General features: G+C 63.1%; 14 protein-coding genes. 6 read left to right on the plus strand and 8 right to left on the minus strand.

Going from position 1 to position 15,391, the window contains the following annotated elements; translation table 11 throughout:
- Positions 1–82: 82 nt before the first annotated feature.
- The gene (locus MRBLPB4O_RS07980; RefSeq protein ID WP_341798025.1) at positions 83–2,476 is read left to right on the plus strand and encodes a diguanylate cyclase; all 2,394 of its coding nucleotides are present in this window, start codon (positions 83–85) and stop codon (positions 2,474–2,476) included.
- Positions 2,477–2,604: 128 nt separating this feature from the next.
- Here the strand turns inward: MRBLPB4O_RS07980 and dacB are convergent, their stop codons facing one another.
- The 8 genes from dacB to MRBLPB4O_RS08020 all read right to left on the minus strand — a co-directional run bounded on the left by dacB (position 2,605) and on the right by MRBLPB4O_RS08020 (position 11,682).
- On the minus strand, positions 2,605–4,062 hold the full coding sequence (dacB, locus tag MRBLPB4O_RS07985) for a D-alanyl-D-alanine carboxypeptidase/D-alanyl-D-alanine-endopeptidase (protein WP_016500780.1): 1,458 nt from the start codon (positions 4,060–4,062) through the stop codon (positions 2,605–2,607).
- Between the two features lie 186 nt (positions 4,063–4,248).
- Positions 4,249–4,593 (minus strand): YggL family protein, encoded by a 345-nt coding sequence (locus tag MRBLPB4O_RS07990; protein ID WP_016500779.1) that lies wholly within the window; start codon positions 4,591–4,593, stop codon positions 4,249–4,251.
- A gap of 41 nt (positions 4,594–4,634) precedes the next feature.
- Positions 4,635–8,267, minus strand: a complete 3,633-nt coding sequence (locus MRBLPB4O_RS07995) for a transporter substrate-binding domain-containing protein (RefSeq protein WP_341798026.1) — start codon at positions 8,265–8,267, stop codon at positions 4,635–4,637.
- An 8-nt stretch (positions 8,268–8,275) separates the two neighbouring features.
- Entirely contained in the window at positions 8,276–8,893 is a 618-nt protein-coding gene (locus MRBLPB4O_RS08000) for a response regulator transcription factor (protein WP_016500777.1), read from the minus strand.
- Between the two features lie 285 nt (positions 8,894–9,178).
- Positions 9,179–10,510 (minus strand): deoxyguanosinetriphosphate triphosphohydrolase, encoded by a 1,332-nt coding sequence (locus MRBLPB4O_RS08005; RefSeq protein WP_059395422.1) that lies wholly within the window; start codon positions 10,508–10,510, stop codon positions 9,179–9,181.
- Positions 10,511–10,657: 147 nt separating this feature from the next.
- Positions 10,658–10,987, minus strand: a complete 330-nt coding sequence (locus MRBLPB4O_RS08010) for a hypothetical protein (RefSeq protein ID WP_016500775.1) — start codon at positions 10,985–10,987, stop codon at positions 10,658–10,660.
- Positions 10,984–11,358 (minus strand): phage holin family protein, encoded by a 375-nt coding sequence (locus tag MRBLPB4O_RS08015; protein WP_016500774.1) that lies wholly within the window; start codon positions 11,356–11,358, stop codon positions 10,984–10,986. The genes MRBLPB4O_RS08010 and MRBLPB4O_RS08015 overlap by 4 nt, the downstream gene beginning before the upstream one ends.
- A gap of 9 nt (positions 11,359–11,367) precedes the next feature.
- Positions 11,368–11,682: a YqjD family protein gene (locus MRBLPB4O_RS08020; protein ID WP_016500773.1), complete on the minus strand. Its 315-nt coding sequence runs from the start codon at positions 11,680–11,682 to the stop codon at positions 11,368–11,370.
- Between the two features lie 313 nt (positions 11,683–11,995).
- Here MRBLPB4O_RS08020 and MRBLPB4O_RS08025 point away from each other — a divergent pair, with 313 nt between their 5' ends.
- The 5 genes from MRBLPB4O_RS08025 (at position 11,996) to MRBLPB4O_RS08045 (ending at position 15,367) form a co-directional block, all read left to right on the plus strand.
- Positions 11,996–13,204, plus strand: a complete 1,209-nt coding sequence (locus tag MRBLPB4O_RS08025) for an ammonium transporter (protein WP_341798027.1) — start codon at positions 11,996–11,998, stop codon at positions 13,202–13,204.
- A gap of 72 nt (positions 13,205–13,276) precedes the next feature.
- A complete protein-coding gene (locus MRBLPB4O_RS08030; protein WP_019473185.1) occupies positions 13,277–13,516 on the plus strand; it encodes a glutaredoxin family protein in 240 nt (79 codons plus the stop codon).
- A 109-nt stretch (positions 13,517–13,625) separates the two neighbouring features.
- Positions 13,626–14,057, plus strand: coding sequence for a D-Ala-D-Ala carboxypeptidase family metallohydrolase (locus tag MRBLPB4O_RS08035; RefSeq protein WP_341798028.1), 432 nt, complete (start codon positions 13,626–13,628; stop codon positions 14,055–14,057).
- Positions 14,058–14,122: 65 nt separating this feature from the next.
- The gene (locus tag MRBLPB4O_RS08040) at positions 14,123–14,431 is read left to right on the plus strand and encodes a transcriptional regulator (RefSeq protein WP_258655900.1); all 309 of its coding nucleotides are present in this window, start codon (positions 14,123–14,125) and stop codon (positions 14,429–14,431) included.
- A 51-nt stretch (positions 14,432–14,482) separates the two neighbouring features.
- The gene (locus tag MRBLPB4O_RS08045) at positions 14,483–15,367 is read left to right on the plus strand and encodes a pseudouridine synthase (protein WP_341798029.1); all 885 of its coding nucleotides are present in this window, start codon (positions 14,483–14,485) and stop codon (positions 15,365–15,367) included.
- Positions 15,368–15,391 lie beyond the last annotated feature (24 nt).

Here is a 15,391-nt window from a genome sequence, read left to right on the forward strand (position 1 = left end):
CATTGCGCGGCTAATGGCCAATAGCTATAAATGTGAGGAGGGCGAGATAATCCGCAGGACGCTGACGTGACGAGATGGGTGTATGTCAAAGTGTGGCGTGCGTGCGCGGTTATTTGGCCTGTGCACAGAAGCGGTGTCCGCCTGGGCGGTGGCGCTGGTGGCTTTGGTGGCGGGCGGCCTGTTGACGGCCGCCTTGGCGCTTGCCGCGCAGACGTTCTACAAGCAGCAGTTGCGCCAGCGTTTCGAGTTGCTGGCCAGCGAGCGCTTCAGCCGCATTGCCGAGCGTTTTGATGAACAGCAGCAGCGCCTGGACGGCCTGCGACGGTTCTTCAGCTTTTCCAACGAAGTCACCCCGCTCGAATTTGACGGTTACGCCCGGCCATTGCTCCAGCGCACCCTGGCCTACGCTTGGGCGCCGCGTGTCGAAGCCGCGCAACGCGCCGAGTTCGAGCGCCATGCCAGTGAGCATTCAGGCCCGGACTATGTGATCCGTGACCAGGACGCACAAGGCCAATGGCGCCCTGCGCCGCTGCGCGACCATTACTTCCCTGTGCTGTATACCCAATCTGGTGAAATGCCAGGGCTGCCCTATGGGCTGGACCTTGCCGGCCAGGCAGCATCCCAGGCTGCCCTGGCACGGGCACTCGGGCCTGGCAGCATGGCGGTGTCCGAACCCCTGGCCATGTACGAGATCCCTTCGTACGCGCGTGGCTTGCTGCTGGTGGCGCCGGTGTTTTCCGACGCTAATCCGCATGGCGCAGCAGTAGGTTATGTGACGGCCTTGCTGAGCATGCGCGAGCTGGTCAGTGATGGGCGGCCAGTGGCGGCAGATGACAACCTGGTGGTGCGCATCGTTGATCCGTCCGGGTTGCAGGGGCCGGAAGTGATGTTCGACTCGCTGAACCAGGTCGCCCCCTTGTCGCTGGCCAGCAATCAGCAGTTGCACCTGGCCGATCGCCACTTCCAGTTGAGCATCCTGCCGAGCCTGGCGTTCGTGAAGGCCAATCGTTCGTCGGCAGTGCTGGCGGTGGTCCTGCTGGGTGGGTTGTTGAGCCTGCTGCTCAGTGCCTTGCTCTACAGCCTGTTCAGCCAGCGCCAACGCGCCTTGGCCCTGGTCGAGCAGCGCACCGCCGAACTGCGGGTCAGCGAGCAGTCGCTGCGCGGCACCCACAACCAGCTGCGCAGCGTGCTGGATGCGGCGACCCAGGTGGCAATCATCGCCACCAACCTCAAGGGTGTGGTCAGTACCTTCAATGCCGGCGCAGAGCGTATGTTCGGTTACCCGGCCAGCGAGGCGATCGGGCAGTTGCGCCTTGAGAACCTGGTGCTGCCCGAGGAACTGAGCCAGCGCGGCCATGCCCTGAGCCTGCGCTATGGTCGCCCGATTGCCGGTGGCCAGGCCATGTTCGCCGAAACGGTGCAAGCACATGGCGCCGAACCTGGAGAATGGACCTTGTTGCGCGCCGATGGCAGCCAGTTGGTGGCCAACATGCTGGTTACCGCCATGCTGGATGAGCAGGATTTGTGGGTTGGCTACCTGGCCATCTGCATTGATGTCACCGAGCGGCGTCGGGTACACGAGGCGCTGGCGGCGCGCGACCGGCTGCTGGAAAAGCTCAGTGCCGAGGTGCCGGGGGGCATTTACCAGTATCGCCTGGATGCCAACGGCCATTCGTGCTTTCCCTATGCCAGCCAAGGCCTGTACGACATCTACGAAGTGGACCTGCAGCAATTGCGCGAGGATGCCACGCTGGTGTTCGAGCGCATCCACCCCGATGACCTGGACCGCGTGCGCCGCTCGGTGCGTTACTCGGCCGAGCACCTGGCGCCCTGGCGCGAGGAATACCGGGTGTGCCTGCCGCGTGCCGGCCTGCGCTGGGTCCGTGGCGAAGCGACGCCAGAGGTGGGGGAGCAAGGCTGCACCCTGTGGCATGGCTACCTGACGGATATCTCCGACCTCAAGGGTGTGGAGGAGGAATTGCGGGCGTTGTCGGTCACCGACTCGCTGACCGGCATCCATAACCGCCGCTACTTCCAGGACCGGCTCAAGGTCGAACTGGAGCGCGCCCAGCGCGACGGCCTGGCGTTGGCCGTGATCATGCTCGACATCGATCACTTCAAATGCATCAATGATCGCTTCGGCCATGCCATGGGCGACCGGGTGTTGCGCAGCTTGTGTCAGCGTATTGGCCAGCGCTTGCGGCGTACTGATGTGTTCTGCCGGCTGGGTGGGGAAGAATTCATGGTGCTGTGCCCGGGCAGCGATGCCGAGCAGGCGCGGCTGCTGGCGCTTGAGTTATGGCAAGGGGTGCGCACGATGCCGGTGGAAGGCGTGGGCCAGGTGACCGCAAGTTTTGGAGTGGCGGGCTGGCGGCCGGGGGAGGGCGCCGACGCCTTGCTGCTGCGGGCTGATGCGGGTGTCTATACAGCCAAGCAGGCCGGGCGGGACCGGGTGGAAGGGGAATCCGCCTGGTAGCTGCCAGTTGTCGGTACTGGCCCTTTCGCGGCTAAAGCCGGTCCCACAGGATCTTCACGGCACTTGAGGCCTGTGCAGTACCTGTGGGAGCGGCTTTAGCCGCGAAAGGGCCGGTACTGGCTGACCAATCAGTTGGCCGCGGTGCTACCGGCCAGCTTCGGCTGGCGATACAGGTCGAGCAGCACCTGGTCGAGCACCTGCGACGCACCCCACGGTTTCGGGTCGTTGAGAATCGCTGCCACCGCCCAGGTATGGCCGTTGCTGTCGCGGCTGAAGCCGGCAATCGCCCGCACGGTGTTCAGCGTGCCGGTCTTGATGTGCCCCTCACCGGTCATGGCGGTGCGCTTCAGGCGCTTGCGCATGGTGCCGTCCATGCCTACCAGCGGCATCGAACTCATGAACTCGGCAGCGTAGGGGCTCTTCCAGGCAGCCTGCAGCATCTGGGCCATTTCCCGGGTGCTGACCCGCTCCGCACGTGACAAGCCAGAGCCGTTCTCCATCACCAGGTGCGGCGCGGTAATGCCCTTTTTCGCCAGCCATTGGCGCACTACGCGCTGGGCGGCGCGGGCATCGTCGCCATCGGCATCGGTGCGGAACTGCGCGCCAAGGCTCAGGAACAGCTGCTGGGCCATGGTGTTGTTGCTGTATTTGTTGATGTCGCGGATCACTTCCACCAGGTCTGGCGAGAAGGCGCGGGCCAGCAGGCGGGCACTCTTGGGCACGTTCTCGATGCGGTCGCCACCCTGGATGCTGCCGCCCAGCTCGTTCCAGATCGCGCGCACGGCACCGGCGGCATAGGTTGCGTGGTCGAGCAGCGACAGGTAGGTCTGCGAGTTGCAGCCGTCACCCAGCTGGCCACTGACGGTTACACTGATGCCATCGGCCTGGGGTACCGGGTTGTAGCGCACATCGCCAGTGCACTGCTTCGAAGCCACCGCCTTGACCTGGTTGTCGATACGGATGCTGGCAATCGGTGGCTCGACCGCGACGGTGACTTTGCCCCCATCGTTGCGGGCCACGAAGCGCAGGGCCTTGAGGTTGACCAGCAGCGAATCGGGCTTGACCAGGAACGGCTTGTTTTCATCGCCGCCGTCATCATTGAACTGCGGCAGGTTGGGTTGCACGAAGTGGCTGCGGTCCAGCACCAGGTCACCGGTGATGGTGCGCACGCCATTGGCGCGCAGGTCACGCATCAGCAGCCACAGCTTTTCCATGTTCAGCTTCGGGTCGCCGCCCCCTTTGAGGTACAGGTTGCCATTGAGCACGCCGTTGCTCAGGGTGCCATCGGTGTAGAACTCGGTTTTCCACTGGAAGGTGGGGCCGAGCAGTTCGAGGGCAGCGTAGGTAGTGACCAGTTTCATGGTCGAGGCCGGGTTTACCGAAACATCGGCATTGAACACGGTCGGCGTGCCGGGGCCGTCCAGCGGCAGCATTACCAGCGACAGGGCTGTGTCCTGCAGCTTGTTGGCCTTGAGCGCCTGCTGCACTTTGGCGGGCAGGGTGGTATTGACGGCGGCGGCCTGGCTGGGCAATGCGAGTGGCAACAGCAGGCTTGCAAGAATGAAGGGACGAAGCGTTTTGATCATAATGGATAAATACCCTGCGGCGAGGGAAAAGGGCACTGGGGCTGTAAGAGATGATGGCCCCACGACGAAAGAGTACGCATTATGCCCCAAGCGTAGCGACGATGCGCCACGTTCGACGGAAAAGCACCGCCAATAAAAAAGGCCACCCGCAAGGGCAGCCTTTTCAGCGATCAAGCCAGGCAGGTATCACTCAGCCTTGTTGATCGGCTTTTCCGGGTACCAGGCGTCCAGCAGCGGGCTGACTTCGATCTTGGTCAGTTCGCTACGGCCCTTCAGCCAGGTTTCAACGGCAGCGCGCTGTTCTTCGCTGGCCGAGCCGCGTTTGACCGAGCACACCAGGCCGTAATCGTCACCGCCTACATAGTCCAGGCCGTTGGCGTCCATCGCTTCTTCCAGGAACGCATCGAGGAAAGCATCGATTGCCTGGTCATCCAGATCTTCCTTGAATTCCAGGTTCAGCTCGAAGCCCAATTCCTGAAACTCGTCGACACACAGCTTTTTGCGCAGACGACGGGAGCGGTTTGTGGCCATGAAACAATCCTCTTAGGTAATAACGCCGCGCAGTCTACCAGTTAACACGTCTGGCTGCCTGCCTGTGTGCACGCGCCGGTGGACAGTTCCTTGGCCAGAGCCCGTTCTACACGGCACATGTGCCGCGCCAGTGCCTGGCGCCGCAGGCGCAACTGGTGCGTGGGCAGGCCGCGGGCCTCCAGCGCCTCGCAGGCCTGCATCAGGTCGGGGGCTTCCAGCATGCGGGCCGCACTCAGCACCTTGTGGGCCTGCTCGGCAATGGCGTCGCTGTCATGCTCCGGATGCAGCGCCATCAAACTGGCCAGATCGGCCTGCAGGCTTTGCTGCAAGGCCAGCAGGAAGCGCTGGCGGTCGGCGGGGTCATGCCCGACCACTGCAGCCAGGCCGTCCAGATGGTAAAGCTTGCGCCGGGGCTTTTGCTGGCGGCGCGGACGAATGCTCGCCAGGTGCTGGCTGAGGGTGCCCAGGCTGATCGGCTTGAGCAGGCAGTCGTCCATGCCGGCGCTCAGGCACCGGCGGCGCACCTCTGGCTGCGCGTTGGCGGTATAGCCGAGAATGGTGCAGCGCAGCCGCTTGCCATGGCGTTCTTCGGCACGGACGGCGGTCGCCAGTTGGTATCCGTTCATGTGCGGCATGTTGCAGTCGAGCACCAGCACATCGAAGTCGCCTGCGCGCCAGGCCGCCAGGCCTTCGCGGCCATCGCGGGCGCTGGCGTGCGGCAGGCCCAGGTAGCCGAGCTGCTGCGCCATCAGCTGCAGATTGGCCGGGTGGTCGTCGATCACCAGTACGTTCAGCCGCGGGTCAGGCACATCGAGGTGCTCGAGGAGCGACGCTGGGGGTGGGGCGGCGTCAATCCGCTGCAGCGGCATCTTCAGGCGCACCTGGGTGCCAACATCTTCCAGGCTCTTGATGGTCAGGCTGCCGCCCATCATTTCGCACAGGCTGCGGCAGATGGCCAGGCCCAGCCCGGTACCGGCACGGGCGCCCTGGCTGTGCGGGTTGGCCTGGATGAACGGATTGAACAGGCGTTGCAGGTCGTCGGCATGGATGCCGATGCCACTGTCGCGCACTTCCAGTTCCAGCACTGCGGGCGTGGTGTTGCCGTCATCCTGCAGACTGACGCTGATACGGACCTGGCCATGCTCGGTGAACTTGATGGCATTGCTCACCAGGTTGGACAACACCTGTTTGAAACGCAGGGGATCGAGCAGTGCGTGGCAGCGCGCGGCGGGTGCAATCTTTACCTCCAGAGCAAGGCCTTTCTGGCGCGCCTGCCCCTCGAAAATACGCCCTACCGATTCGACCAGTGCTGCAAGGTCGACGGCCTCCGGGGCCAGGGACAAGTGGCCAGACTCGATGCGCGCGATGTCGAGAATATCGCCGATCAGGCCCAGCAGGTCCTTGGCTGAATGGTGGGCCAGCTGCAGTGCGCTGCGGTCTACCCGGCCCTGGTCGGCGCGCTTGACTGCCAGTTCGAGCATGCCGATGACGGCATTCATCGGGGTGCGGATTTCATGGCTGATGGTGGCCAGGAAGGTGCTCTTGGCGCGGTTGGCATCGTCGGCCTGCTGCTTGGCCTGACGCAGTTCCATGACCAACTGGCGGCGCTCGCTGATGTCGATCCAGCCGCCGATGATGCCCTGCACCTCTCCCAGCGAGTCGCGGTACGGCAGTATCCAGTGATAGATGGTCATTTCGCGGCCCTTGATCCGCAGTGGCCGGTCCATGATCAACGGCGAGCCTGCGGCCATGACTTTCAGGTAGTCGGCCTGGATCTGCCGGGTTTGCTCTTCGTCGGCAAACAGGCTGCCGTCCAGCTGTTTGCCGATGACTTCGTCGGAGCGGGCTTGCACGGCTTCCAGATAGCTGTAATTGCAGCTTTGCAGGCAGGCCTCGCGGTCACGTACGTACATGGGGTGGGGGGTACCGTTGAGCAGGGCGCGCATGAACGCCAGTTGGTCGCTCAGTGCTCGTTCGGCGCGTTGGCGCTGGCGGATCTGCAGGCGCAGGCGGGCGTTCCAGAGCAAGGCCAGCAACAGCAGCGCGACCATGCCCAGCACCACCTGTAGCGCAAGCTGGCTGTAGCCGTTGCCGTTGCCATCGTCGTGCTGCCCGAAGCCGCGCCAGCGGTTGTTGATTACCCCCAGCTCTTCTGGCGAAATGCTAAGCAACGCCTTGTCGAGGATCGACATCATCGCCTGTGACGGAGTGCTTGTGGCCATGGCGAAGTTGGCGGGCTCGCTGCCCACCGTGGTGCGGATGACCAGCCCGGGGTTGTTGGCCAAGGCATGGTTTGCGTCGAGCAACGTGGTGATCACTGCGTCCACCGCCCCGCTGTTGAGCAATGCCATGGAATAGAACCCGCTTTCGGTCTCGACCCAGCCGATTGTCGGATAGTGCCGTGAGAGCTTCGCGTTCATGGCGCTGTAGCGGGTAATGGCCACGCGATGCCCCTGCAACTGCTCCAGGGTGTTCAGGGCCATATCGTCCTTGCGGCCTACCAGCACGAAGGCGCTCTCCAGGTAGGGCCGACTGACTTGCAGGTCATCGTCGGTCACCGCGCCGGTGGCCAGTGCGGCAATCACATCTGCGCGGCCATCTTTGAGGCGGGCGATCATGTCGGCGATGCCGCTGGTACGCTGCACTTCAAAACGCAAGCCGGTGCGCAGGCTGATGAACTCCAGCAGGTCGGCAGTGATGCCGCGAAAATGCCCCGAGCCATCGAAATACGATAGCGGCGCAGCCGTATCATCGATCGTCACGCGCATCACCGGGTGATCTTGCAGCCATTGTTCCTCGGCGTCTGTCAGTTGCAGCTTGCGCTCGGTCAGCAGCAGGTCGCTGCCGGCGCTCCAGCGTTTGAAGATGCTGGCGCGCAGGGCGGGGGGCTGGCTGTCCAGTGTGGCGTTCACCACCTCCAGCAGCAGCGTGTCCTGCTGGCGCACGGCAAAGCCGAAGCCAATGGCCTCGTGCTTGCCGAAATTGGCCATGCGCAGACGCGGCAGGTGGCCGCGGTTAAGCAGATAGTGGGTGGAGATGGTATCGCCGATGTACACGTCGGCCTGCCCGAACGCCACGGCGTTCAAGGCCTGGCTGGAGGAGCCAAAGGCCAGCAGCTCGGCCATGGGGTAGGTGCTGTGTACCTCCTGCTTGGGCAGGTAATGGTAAAGCATGCCCAGGCGCAGGCCGGCCAGGTCCATGTCGAGCGCCCGGCTTTCGTCTTCGCGTGTTACCAGCACCGGCTGGTCAACGGCATACGGTTGCGACAGCGCCAGGCCGTCGCTGGCCGCTTCGTAGCCATTGGCGCTGCCAAGCAGGTCGATATCACCATGCCTGAGCGCCTCCACCGCCGCCTGCCGACTGGGGAAGCGCAGCACCCGTACGGGTAAGTGCAGGGCTGTGCCGATCAGGCTCGCGTAATCGGCGGTGAGGCCCTGATAGTCGCGGCCGCCACTGGTGATGTCGAACGGCGGGTAGTCTGGCGCCGACGTGCCCAGTACCAGTTCCTGACGGCCTTCGAGCCATTGCCGTTGTTCGGCCGTGAGCATGGGTTGGGTCGGCTTGGCCGATGACCGAGCCAGTAAAGTATAGGACGAAGCCCCTTGATAGGTGGCCTGCGCTACGCCGCTGAACAGGAGCAGGGCGAGCAGCAGGCGAGCAATAGGGTGCGGCATGACCACCCTCAGACCAGCGCGTTGCGTTTGGCTATTTCGATCAGGTCAACCAGTGTACTGACCTGAAGTTTGTGCATGAGGCGCTTCTTGTAGGTGCTGACAGTCTTGCTGCTGAGGAACATGCCCTTGGCAATTTCCTTGTTGCTGCGGCCTTGGGCGAAGAGTTGCAGTACCATCAGTTCGCGGTCATTTACCTGGCGGAAAAGTTGCAGCTCGGTATCGGTTGTCTGGTTGTGTTTTATTGCCTGGCTGGGGAAATAGTTGTAGCCGGCCAGTACCGCCTTGATAGCACTGAGCAATTCGCTCAGGTCTTCCTGCTTGCACACATAGCCTGCGGCGCCGGAGTGCATGCAACGCACGGCAAACAATGCGGGAGACTGGGCGGTCAATACCAGAACCTTCAATGGCAGGGCCATGGCCTGGAAGCGGGAAAGTACCTCCAGCCCGTCTAGCTTGGGGATGCTGATGTCGAGGATGACCAGGTCGGGCGCGGCTTCACGAATCATCTGCATGGCGTCCACGCCATTGTCCGACTCGCCGACGATCTTGTAATTCTGGTTTTCCAGCAACATACGGACGGCCAGGCGGATGACAGGATGATCGTCGACAATAAATATGGAATGCATGTTCAACTTCCCTGCGGGCGATTGAGGGGGACAACCGGCACCTTATCGCAGTTGGAAGTCATCGGGCATGCGAGGGAGGGCGATTCGCTCCTTATGGGAAATGGCTTACAAGATAAAACAAAACGGGCTACGAAATTTTTGTGTTTGACCCAATGTCAAAGCGTCTTTGGTAACTTTTCATGGGCTTTTATTCGTACTGTTTAACTTGCTGCCAGTATATGTAGGAAGTTTCCTGCAGTACGCGGTGCAGCACTGGCTGAGGGGCCGTGGCTGCACCGGCGTGACTCAGGTGGGGCTGGAGCGCCCGGTCATTTCCCGGGCCATTTCGCTGGCATAGCTGTCGGTCATCCCGGCGATGAAGTCGATCATGCGCAGGAAGGCGCTGTGCAGCGAGGCATGCGGATCCGGGGCATTGTTGCCGATCAGGTCCAGCACCCGGCGGCTCTTGAACGAGGGGGTGCGCCCGCCGTGCTGTTCGAGCGCTGCGCCACAAAAGGTGTTGAGCAGAATCTCCAGGGTGGTGTAGGCGCCGATTTCGTGCAGGGTCTTGCGCTTGTCCTGGAAGATCTTGTTGCGCGCCATGTCCTTGGCCTGCAGCACGCAGCGCTTGGCCGGGCCGTGCATGTGCTCGACCAGGTCGCCCGCCAGGTGCCCGGCCAGCAATGCCTGCTGCTGCTCGACGAACGCGTGGGCGGCGGCGTTGGTCAGGTGCTCGATGGCCTTGCCACGCAGAATCGCCAGCTTGCGCCGGCGGGAATCGCGTGGGCCGAGCTGGCGGTAAGTTTCTGGCAGGTCTTCGCCGACCAGGTCAAGCAGCAGCGTTTCGACTTCGGCGTATTCCAGCAACTCCATTTCCAGGCCGTCTTCCAGGTCGATCAGCGCATAGCAGATGTCATCGGCGGCCTCCATCAGGTACACCAGCGGGTGGCGCGCCCAGCGTTGCTCTTCCAGTTGCGGCATGCCGAGCTTGCGGGTGATCTGCTCGAGCAGGGGCAGTTCGCTCTGGTAGCTGCCGAACTTGTGCTTCTTGTAGCCCAGGGCGTCGGCGTGGCGCGCGCTCCAGGGGTACTTGAGGTAAGTGCCGAGGGTGGCGTAGGTCAGCCGCGTACCGCCGTCGAACTGGTGGTACTCCAGCTGGGTGAGTACGCGAAAGCCTTGGGCATTGCCCTCGAAATTCAGGAAATCAGCCCGCTCGTCGTCGCTCATGTCATCCAGCCACCCACGCCCGGCGGCCTGCTGGAACCAGTGGCGGATGGCGTCCTCGCCGGAGTGGCCGAATGGCGGGTTGCCGATGTCGTGGGCCAGGCAGGCTGACTGCACGATCATCCCCAGGTCGCTGGGGGCGCACCAGTCGGGCAGGTTGTCGCGCAGGGTTTCGCCGACGCGCATGCCGAGCGAGCGACCTACGCAGCTGACTTCCAGCGAGTGGGTGAGACGCGTATGGATATGGTCGTTGCTGGTAACCGGGTGCACTTGGGTCTTGCGCCCGAGGCGGCGAAAGGCGCCGGAGAAGATGATGCGGTCATGGTCTTTGTGGAAAGGGCTGCGCCCGAGTTCATCGGCGCTGTAGAGGGCTTTGCCCAGGCGTTCACGGGTGAGCAGGGTGTGCCAGTCCAAGGCGCATTCTCCTGTGGATCGAAGGAAGCAGCATATCCTGTAGGAGCAGCCTTGTGCTGCGAAGAGGCCCGTTTGATCGATACACGTGTGTCGCCGGGCCGGTCTCTTCGCAGCACAAGGCCGCTCCTGCAAAGGAACGGGCAGTGTTCAGGGGCGGCGGTTGCCTTGCAGGTACAGGCGCACCAGCGGCAGCAGGCTGCTGCCCAGGCGCACCAGCCGCGCCAGGTTACCGCTGCGCACGCCCTTGCCGGTGAGGAAACCCAGCGCCACCACAGCGCCAATCCCCCACAAAGGCGCATGCTTGATCCCCAGCCCTTCATGCAGCGAGCTGCCCATGCCGCGCACGCGGCGCAGCGGTTCCATCAGTTGGCCGGACTCATGGCGAATTTCCTGGCGGTGCATCTCCATGCGCAGGCGCAGCAGTGCTTTGCGCAGTTCGCGCGGGTTACGGGTGTTTGGCAGTTGTGGCAGGCTCATGGCAACAGGCGCTCCCGGTCCTTGGCGAGTTCGTCGAGGGTGGCCCCGAAGGGCGACGATTCGTCGAACACCGCAGCCTTCAGGCGCAAGCCGCAGTACAGCGCGGCAAGGCCATAGAACACGCACAGGCCGATGATGCCGGCCAGGCGATAACTGTCCCACAGCAGCACCAGCAGCAACCCGGAAAGGGCCGTCAGCAGCAACAGGGCAAACACCAGGGCGAGGCCTGCGAACAGCAGCAGGCTCAAGGTGCGGCCCTTTTGCTCCTGCAACTCGATGCCGAACAGTTCGATATGGCTGTGCAGCAGCCCCAGCGCTGCGGCGCCCAGGCGCTTGCCCGAGGCGCTGGCGCCGTTGGCGTCATTCTCCATGGGAACCCCTTAGCGCCGGTTGGCCAGCAGGCCGATCAACAGGCCGACACCGGCCGCGATGCCGATTGCCTGCCACGGGTTTTCCTGCACGTACTGCTCGGCGCTGCCCAGCGCGGCTTGGCCGCGTTCGCGGACAGAGTCCTGGGTCAGTTGCAGGGTTTCGCGAGCTTGGGTCAGGCGGTCGTGAATCTGTTCGCGCAATTCGTCGGCCTGGTCGCCGGCCAGGTTGGCAGTGTCTGCCAGCAGCCGCTCGGTGTCGCGTACCAAAGCCTGGAAGTCAGCCATCAGAATCTCTTGTGCAGTCTTTGCCGATTTGCTGGCCATGGGCCTCTCCCTGTCGATGAGTGATGGTAATTCGAGTAATAGCACGCGCGGAAGGTTCAAGTGCCGGTGCTGGTATGGGCCTTGCTAAGGCATTGCCACGTTGCGGGGCGTCGCTGGCAGCTGTTGCGCCGATTCAGGGCGCTAGCGCAGCGGGTACCGATAAACCTTAACCCAATCCTCGACAAACCCAAGAAAAAACCACGCAGGCTCCGACCCGGTCACCGAAACAGGGCAGGGGGCTGGCACCGATTCGGTGCAGGGATGCAGGTTCTTGAACTGTCCTGGTGCCTTTTTCAGCAGGTCTGCCTATTTCATGGAAAACATGCACAGCGCGATGGACTCCCTGGTCCACGGTTCCAATACCCTGTTCATTCTCATGGGCGCCATTCTGGTGCTGGCCATGCATGCCGGCTTCGCGTTCCTCGAAGTGGGCACGGTGCGCCACAAGAACCAGGTCAACGCCTTGTCGAAGATCCTCAGCGACTTTGCCATTTCGGCACTGGTGTATTTCTTCATCGGTTACTGGATAGCCTATGGCGTCAATTTCTTCCAGCCGGCAGCGGCGCTGGCGGTCGACCATGGCTATGCGCTGGTCAAGTGCTTCTTTCTGCTGACCTTCGCTGCGGCGATCCCGGCGATCATCTCCGGGGGCATCGCCGAGCGGGCGCGCTTTGCGCCGCAACTGTGTGCCACGGCGTTGATCGTGGCGTTTGTCTACCCGTTCTTCGAGGGCGTGGTGTGGAATGGCAACCTGGGGCTGCAAACCTGGCTGCAGGCCCGTTTCGGCGCGCCTTTCCACGATTTTGCAGGGTCGGTGGTGGTGCATGCCATGGGCGGCTGGCTGGCCCTGGCGGCGGTGCTGCTACTGGGCGCGCGCCGTGGACGTTACCGCGAGGGCCGGTTGGTGGCGTTTGCGCCGTCGAGCATTCCCTTCCTGGCGTTGGGCTCGTGGATTCTGATCATCGGCTGGTTCGGCTTCAACGTGATGAGTGCGCAGACGTTGCAGGGGGTGAGCGGGCTGGTAGCGATCAACTCGCTCATGGCCATGGTCGGTGGCACCCTGTCGGCCTTGCTGGCCGGGCGCAACGACCCAGGCTTTCTGCACAACGGGCCGTTGGCCGGCCTGGTAGCGATCTGCGCCGGCTCCGACCTGATGCACCCGATTGGCGCACTGGCCACCGGCCTGGTGGCCGGCGCGTTGTTCGTCTGGACCTTCACTGCAGCGCAAAACCGCTGGAAGATCGACGACGTGCTGGGCGTGTGGCCACTGCATGGCCTGTGCGGCGTGTGGGGTGGCATTGCCTGCGGCGTCTTTGGCCAGGCGGCACTGGGGGGCATGGGCGGTGTCAGCCTGATCAGCCAGTTGCTGGGCAGCCTGATGGGCGTGGTGGTGGCATTGGTCGGCGGCTTTGCCGTCTATGGCGCAATCCGCGCGCTGCATGGGCTGCGCTTGAGCCATGAGCAGGAGTTCCAGGGCGCGGACTTGTCGCTGCACCGTATCGGCGCCACCAGCCAGGATTGAGCCAGGTCAGGTGCATGACGGGCGCGACAGACCTAGAATAGGTTTCTCTGCATGCCAAACCGGGACCTGCCCATGCTGCCTGAATGCCAACTTTTCGGCACCCTCGGCTGCCACCTGTGTGAAGTGGCCGAAGCTGTGCTGATGCCTTTCGTCGATCATGGCCTGCTGGTGGAGCTGGTCGACATTGCCGAGAGCGAGCCCTTGTTCGAGCGTTACGGCCTGATCATTCCGGTGTTGCGACGCTGCGACAATGCCGCCGAGCTGCACTGGCCGTTCGATGCCGAACAGGTGGTGGCGTTCCTTGGGCAATGAAGGCCGCAGAGGAGTCGCAACCCTGCTCCATGATCTGTGACGCGAGCTGATGATCAGGTGCCGGCGCACTCTGGCGCCGTTACCTCCCTCATCATCGGAATAGTTCGCCATGTTGATCACCCCACATTTCACGTTCGATGAAATGACCGTTTCCCAGCTCGCCGCCAGGGACGGATTCGATAACACCCCGCCCCCTGAAGCCAGGGCCAACCTGCAATTGCTGTGTGGTGCGCTGGAGCAGGTGCGCGCACTGTTCGGTGCGCCAATCATCATCAGCAGCGGTTTTCGCAGCGAGAGGGTCAACCGGTTGATCGGCGGTGCCACGAACAGCCAGCATGTACAAGGCCTGGCGGCGGACTTCACGGTAATTGAAGTCAGCCCTCGGGAAACCGTACGCAGGATCAGCGAAAGCGCCGTGCCGTTCGATCAACTCATCCTGGAGTTCGACAGGTGGGTGCATCTGTCGGTGGCCCGGGGCACGCCGCGTCGGCAGGTTTTGACCATGCGCAAAGGAAGTGGCTGCCTGGCGGGGCTGCAATGAAGCGCATTGACGGCGGCAAGGGGATGTTCGTATGCTGTATATAAATACAGTATCGAGGTAAAGCCATGCTCAACGTCGAGCAACTCAAGTACAGCGTCAACCGCATGCCCGTGGATCGGGTGGCTGACGCCGTTCTGGAACTGCGCCTCGAAGGCCTGGTGACCGACGACCGCACGCCGTTCGGTAAAGTGCACTTCAATACCTGCTTCGCCGAAATCGAGGCCTTGTTCCAGCGTGCCGGTTACCACCGCGGGCTGGATGTGGTGGGTTACCAAGGGTTGCTCTATGCCCTTTACGACCCCAGCCGTTGGGAGCCGGTGCAGGTGCTGCGCTGGCTGAAGGAACGCAGCGAGGCGATAGTCCAGGCTGGTTGAGGGCGCGGGCTTGGGCGATAATGCGCGGCCGTGAACGTTTCGAGCCCTGCCATGACCGCGCCCTTCGACCCCGCCCGCCAGCAAGCCAGTACGGTGTGCCTGCCCCCCGGTAACTGGGCGACGGTGCTCGATTGCCTGTGCGACCATTTCAAGGCCATCGACCGCGCCCAGTGGCTCGACCGTTTTGCCCGTGGCAGGGTGCTGGATGCCGAGGGCCGGGCGGTTGCCGCCGAGTTACCCTACAAGCGTGGCATGCGTTTGCACTACTTCCGCGAAGTGCCGAACGAGCGGCCGATCCCGGTGCAGGAGGTGGTACTGCACGCGGACGAACACCTGGTGGTGGCAGACAAACCGCATTTCCTGCCGGTGACGCCAACCGGTGAGTACGTTGAGCAGACCTTGCTGCGCCGCCTGATCCGTCGCCTGGATAACCCGCACCTGGTGCCGCTGCACCGCATTGACCGGCACACCGCCGGGCTTGTGCTGTTTTCTGCCAACCCGCACAGCCGCAGCGCCTACCAGCGCCTGTTCCCTGAACGGCGCATCGACAAGCGCTACCAGGCCATTGCGGCGGCTATGCCGCAGCATGCATTTCCACTGGTGCACAAAAGCCGCCTGGTGCATGGTGAGCCGTTTTTCCGAATGCACGAAGTAGCAGGGGAGGCCAACAGCGAAACCCTGGCCGAGGTGCTGGAGAAGAACGGTGAGCTGTGGCGCTATGGGCTGTCGCCAGTGACCGGCAAGACCCATCAGCTGCGCGTGCACATGGCAGCCTTGGGGGCGGGGATCTGCAATGACCCGTTCTATCCGCAGCTGCTTGATGCAGCGGATGACTACCAGCGGCCGCTGAAACTGCTGGCGCAGAGCTTGCGTTTCGAGGACCCGTTGAGCGGCGAAGAGCGCTATTTCGAGAGCCGCCTGCGTCTGGACTGGTAACACAGACCGCAGGCATACGCGGCC

The sequence above is a fragment of the Pseudomonas sp. LPB4.O genome (assembly GCF_038383825.1).
In the GTDB taxonomy this organism is placed as follows: domain Bacteria; phylum Pseudomonadota; class Gammaproteobacteria; order Pseudomonadales; family Pseudomonadaceae; genus Aquipseudomonas; species Aquipseudomonas putida.

Coding starts and splice junctions, on each gene's coding strand:
- MRBLPB4O_RS07980 (WP_341798025.1), top strand. CDS start 83: ATGTCAAAGTGTGGCGTGCGTGCGCGGTTATTTGGCCTGTGCACAGAA.
- dacB (WP_016500780.1), bottom strand. CDS start 4,062: ATGATCAAAACGCTTCGTCCCTTCATTCTTGCAAGCCTGCTGTTGCCA.
- MRBLPB4O_RS07990 (WP_016500779.1), bottom strand. CDS start 4,593: ATGGCCACAAACCGCTCCCGTCGTCTGCGCAAAAAGCTGTGTGTCGAC.
- MRBLPB4O_RS07995 (WP_341798026.1), bottom strand. CDS start 8,267: ATGCCGCACCCTATTGCTCGCCTGCTGCTCGCCCTGCTCCTGTTCAGC.
- MRBLPB4O_RS08000 (WP_016500777.1), bottom strand. CDS start 8,893: ATGCATTCCATATTTATTGTCGACGATCATCCTGTCATCCGCCTGGCC.
- MRBLPB4O_RS08010 (WP_016500775.1), bottom strand. CDS start 10,987: ATGAGCCTGCCACAACTGCCAAACACCCGTAACCCGCGCGAACTGCGC.
- MRBLPB4O_RS08015 (WP_016500774.1), bottom strand. CDS start 11,358: ATGGAGAATGACGCCAACGGCGCCAGCGCCTCGGGCAAGCGCCTGGGC.
- MRBLPB4O_RS08020 (WP_016500773.1), bottom strand. CDS start 11,682: ATGGCCAGCAAATCGGCAAAGACTGCACAAGAGATTCTGATGGCTGAC.
- MRBLPB4O_RS08025 (WP_341798027.1), top strand. CDS start 11,996: ATGGAAAACATGCACAGCGCGATGGACTCCCTGGTCCACGGTTCCAAT.
- MRBLPB4O_RS08030 (WP_019473185.1), top strand. CDS start 13,277: ATGCTGCCTGAATGCCAACTTTTCGGCACCCTCGGCTGCCACCTGTGT.
- MRBLPB4O_RS08035 (WP_341798028.1), top strand. CDS start 13,626: ATGTTGATCACCCCACATTTCACGTTCGATGAAATGACCGTTTCCCAG.
- MRBLPB4O_RS08040 (WP_258655900.1), top strand. CDS start 14,123: ATGCTCAACGTCGAGCAACTCAAGTACAGCGTCAACCGCATGCCCGTG.
- MRBLPB4O_RS08045 (WP_341798029.1), top strand. CDS start 14,483: ATGACCGCGCCCTTCGACCCCGCCCGCCAGCAAGCCAGTACGGTGTGC.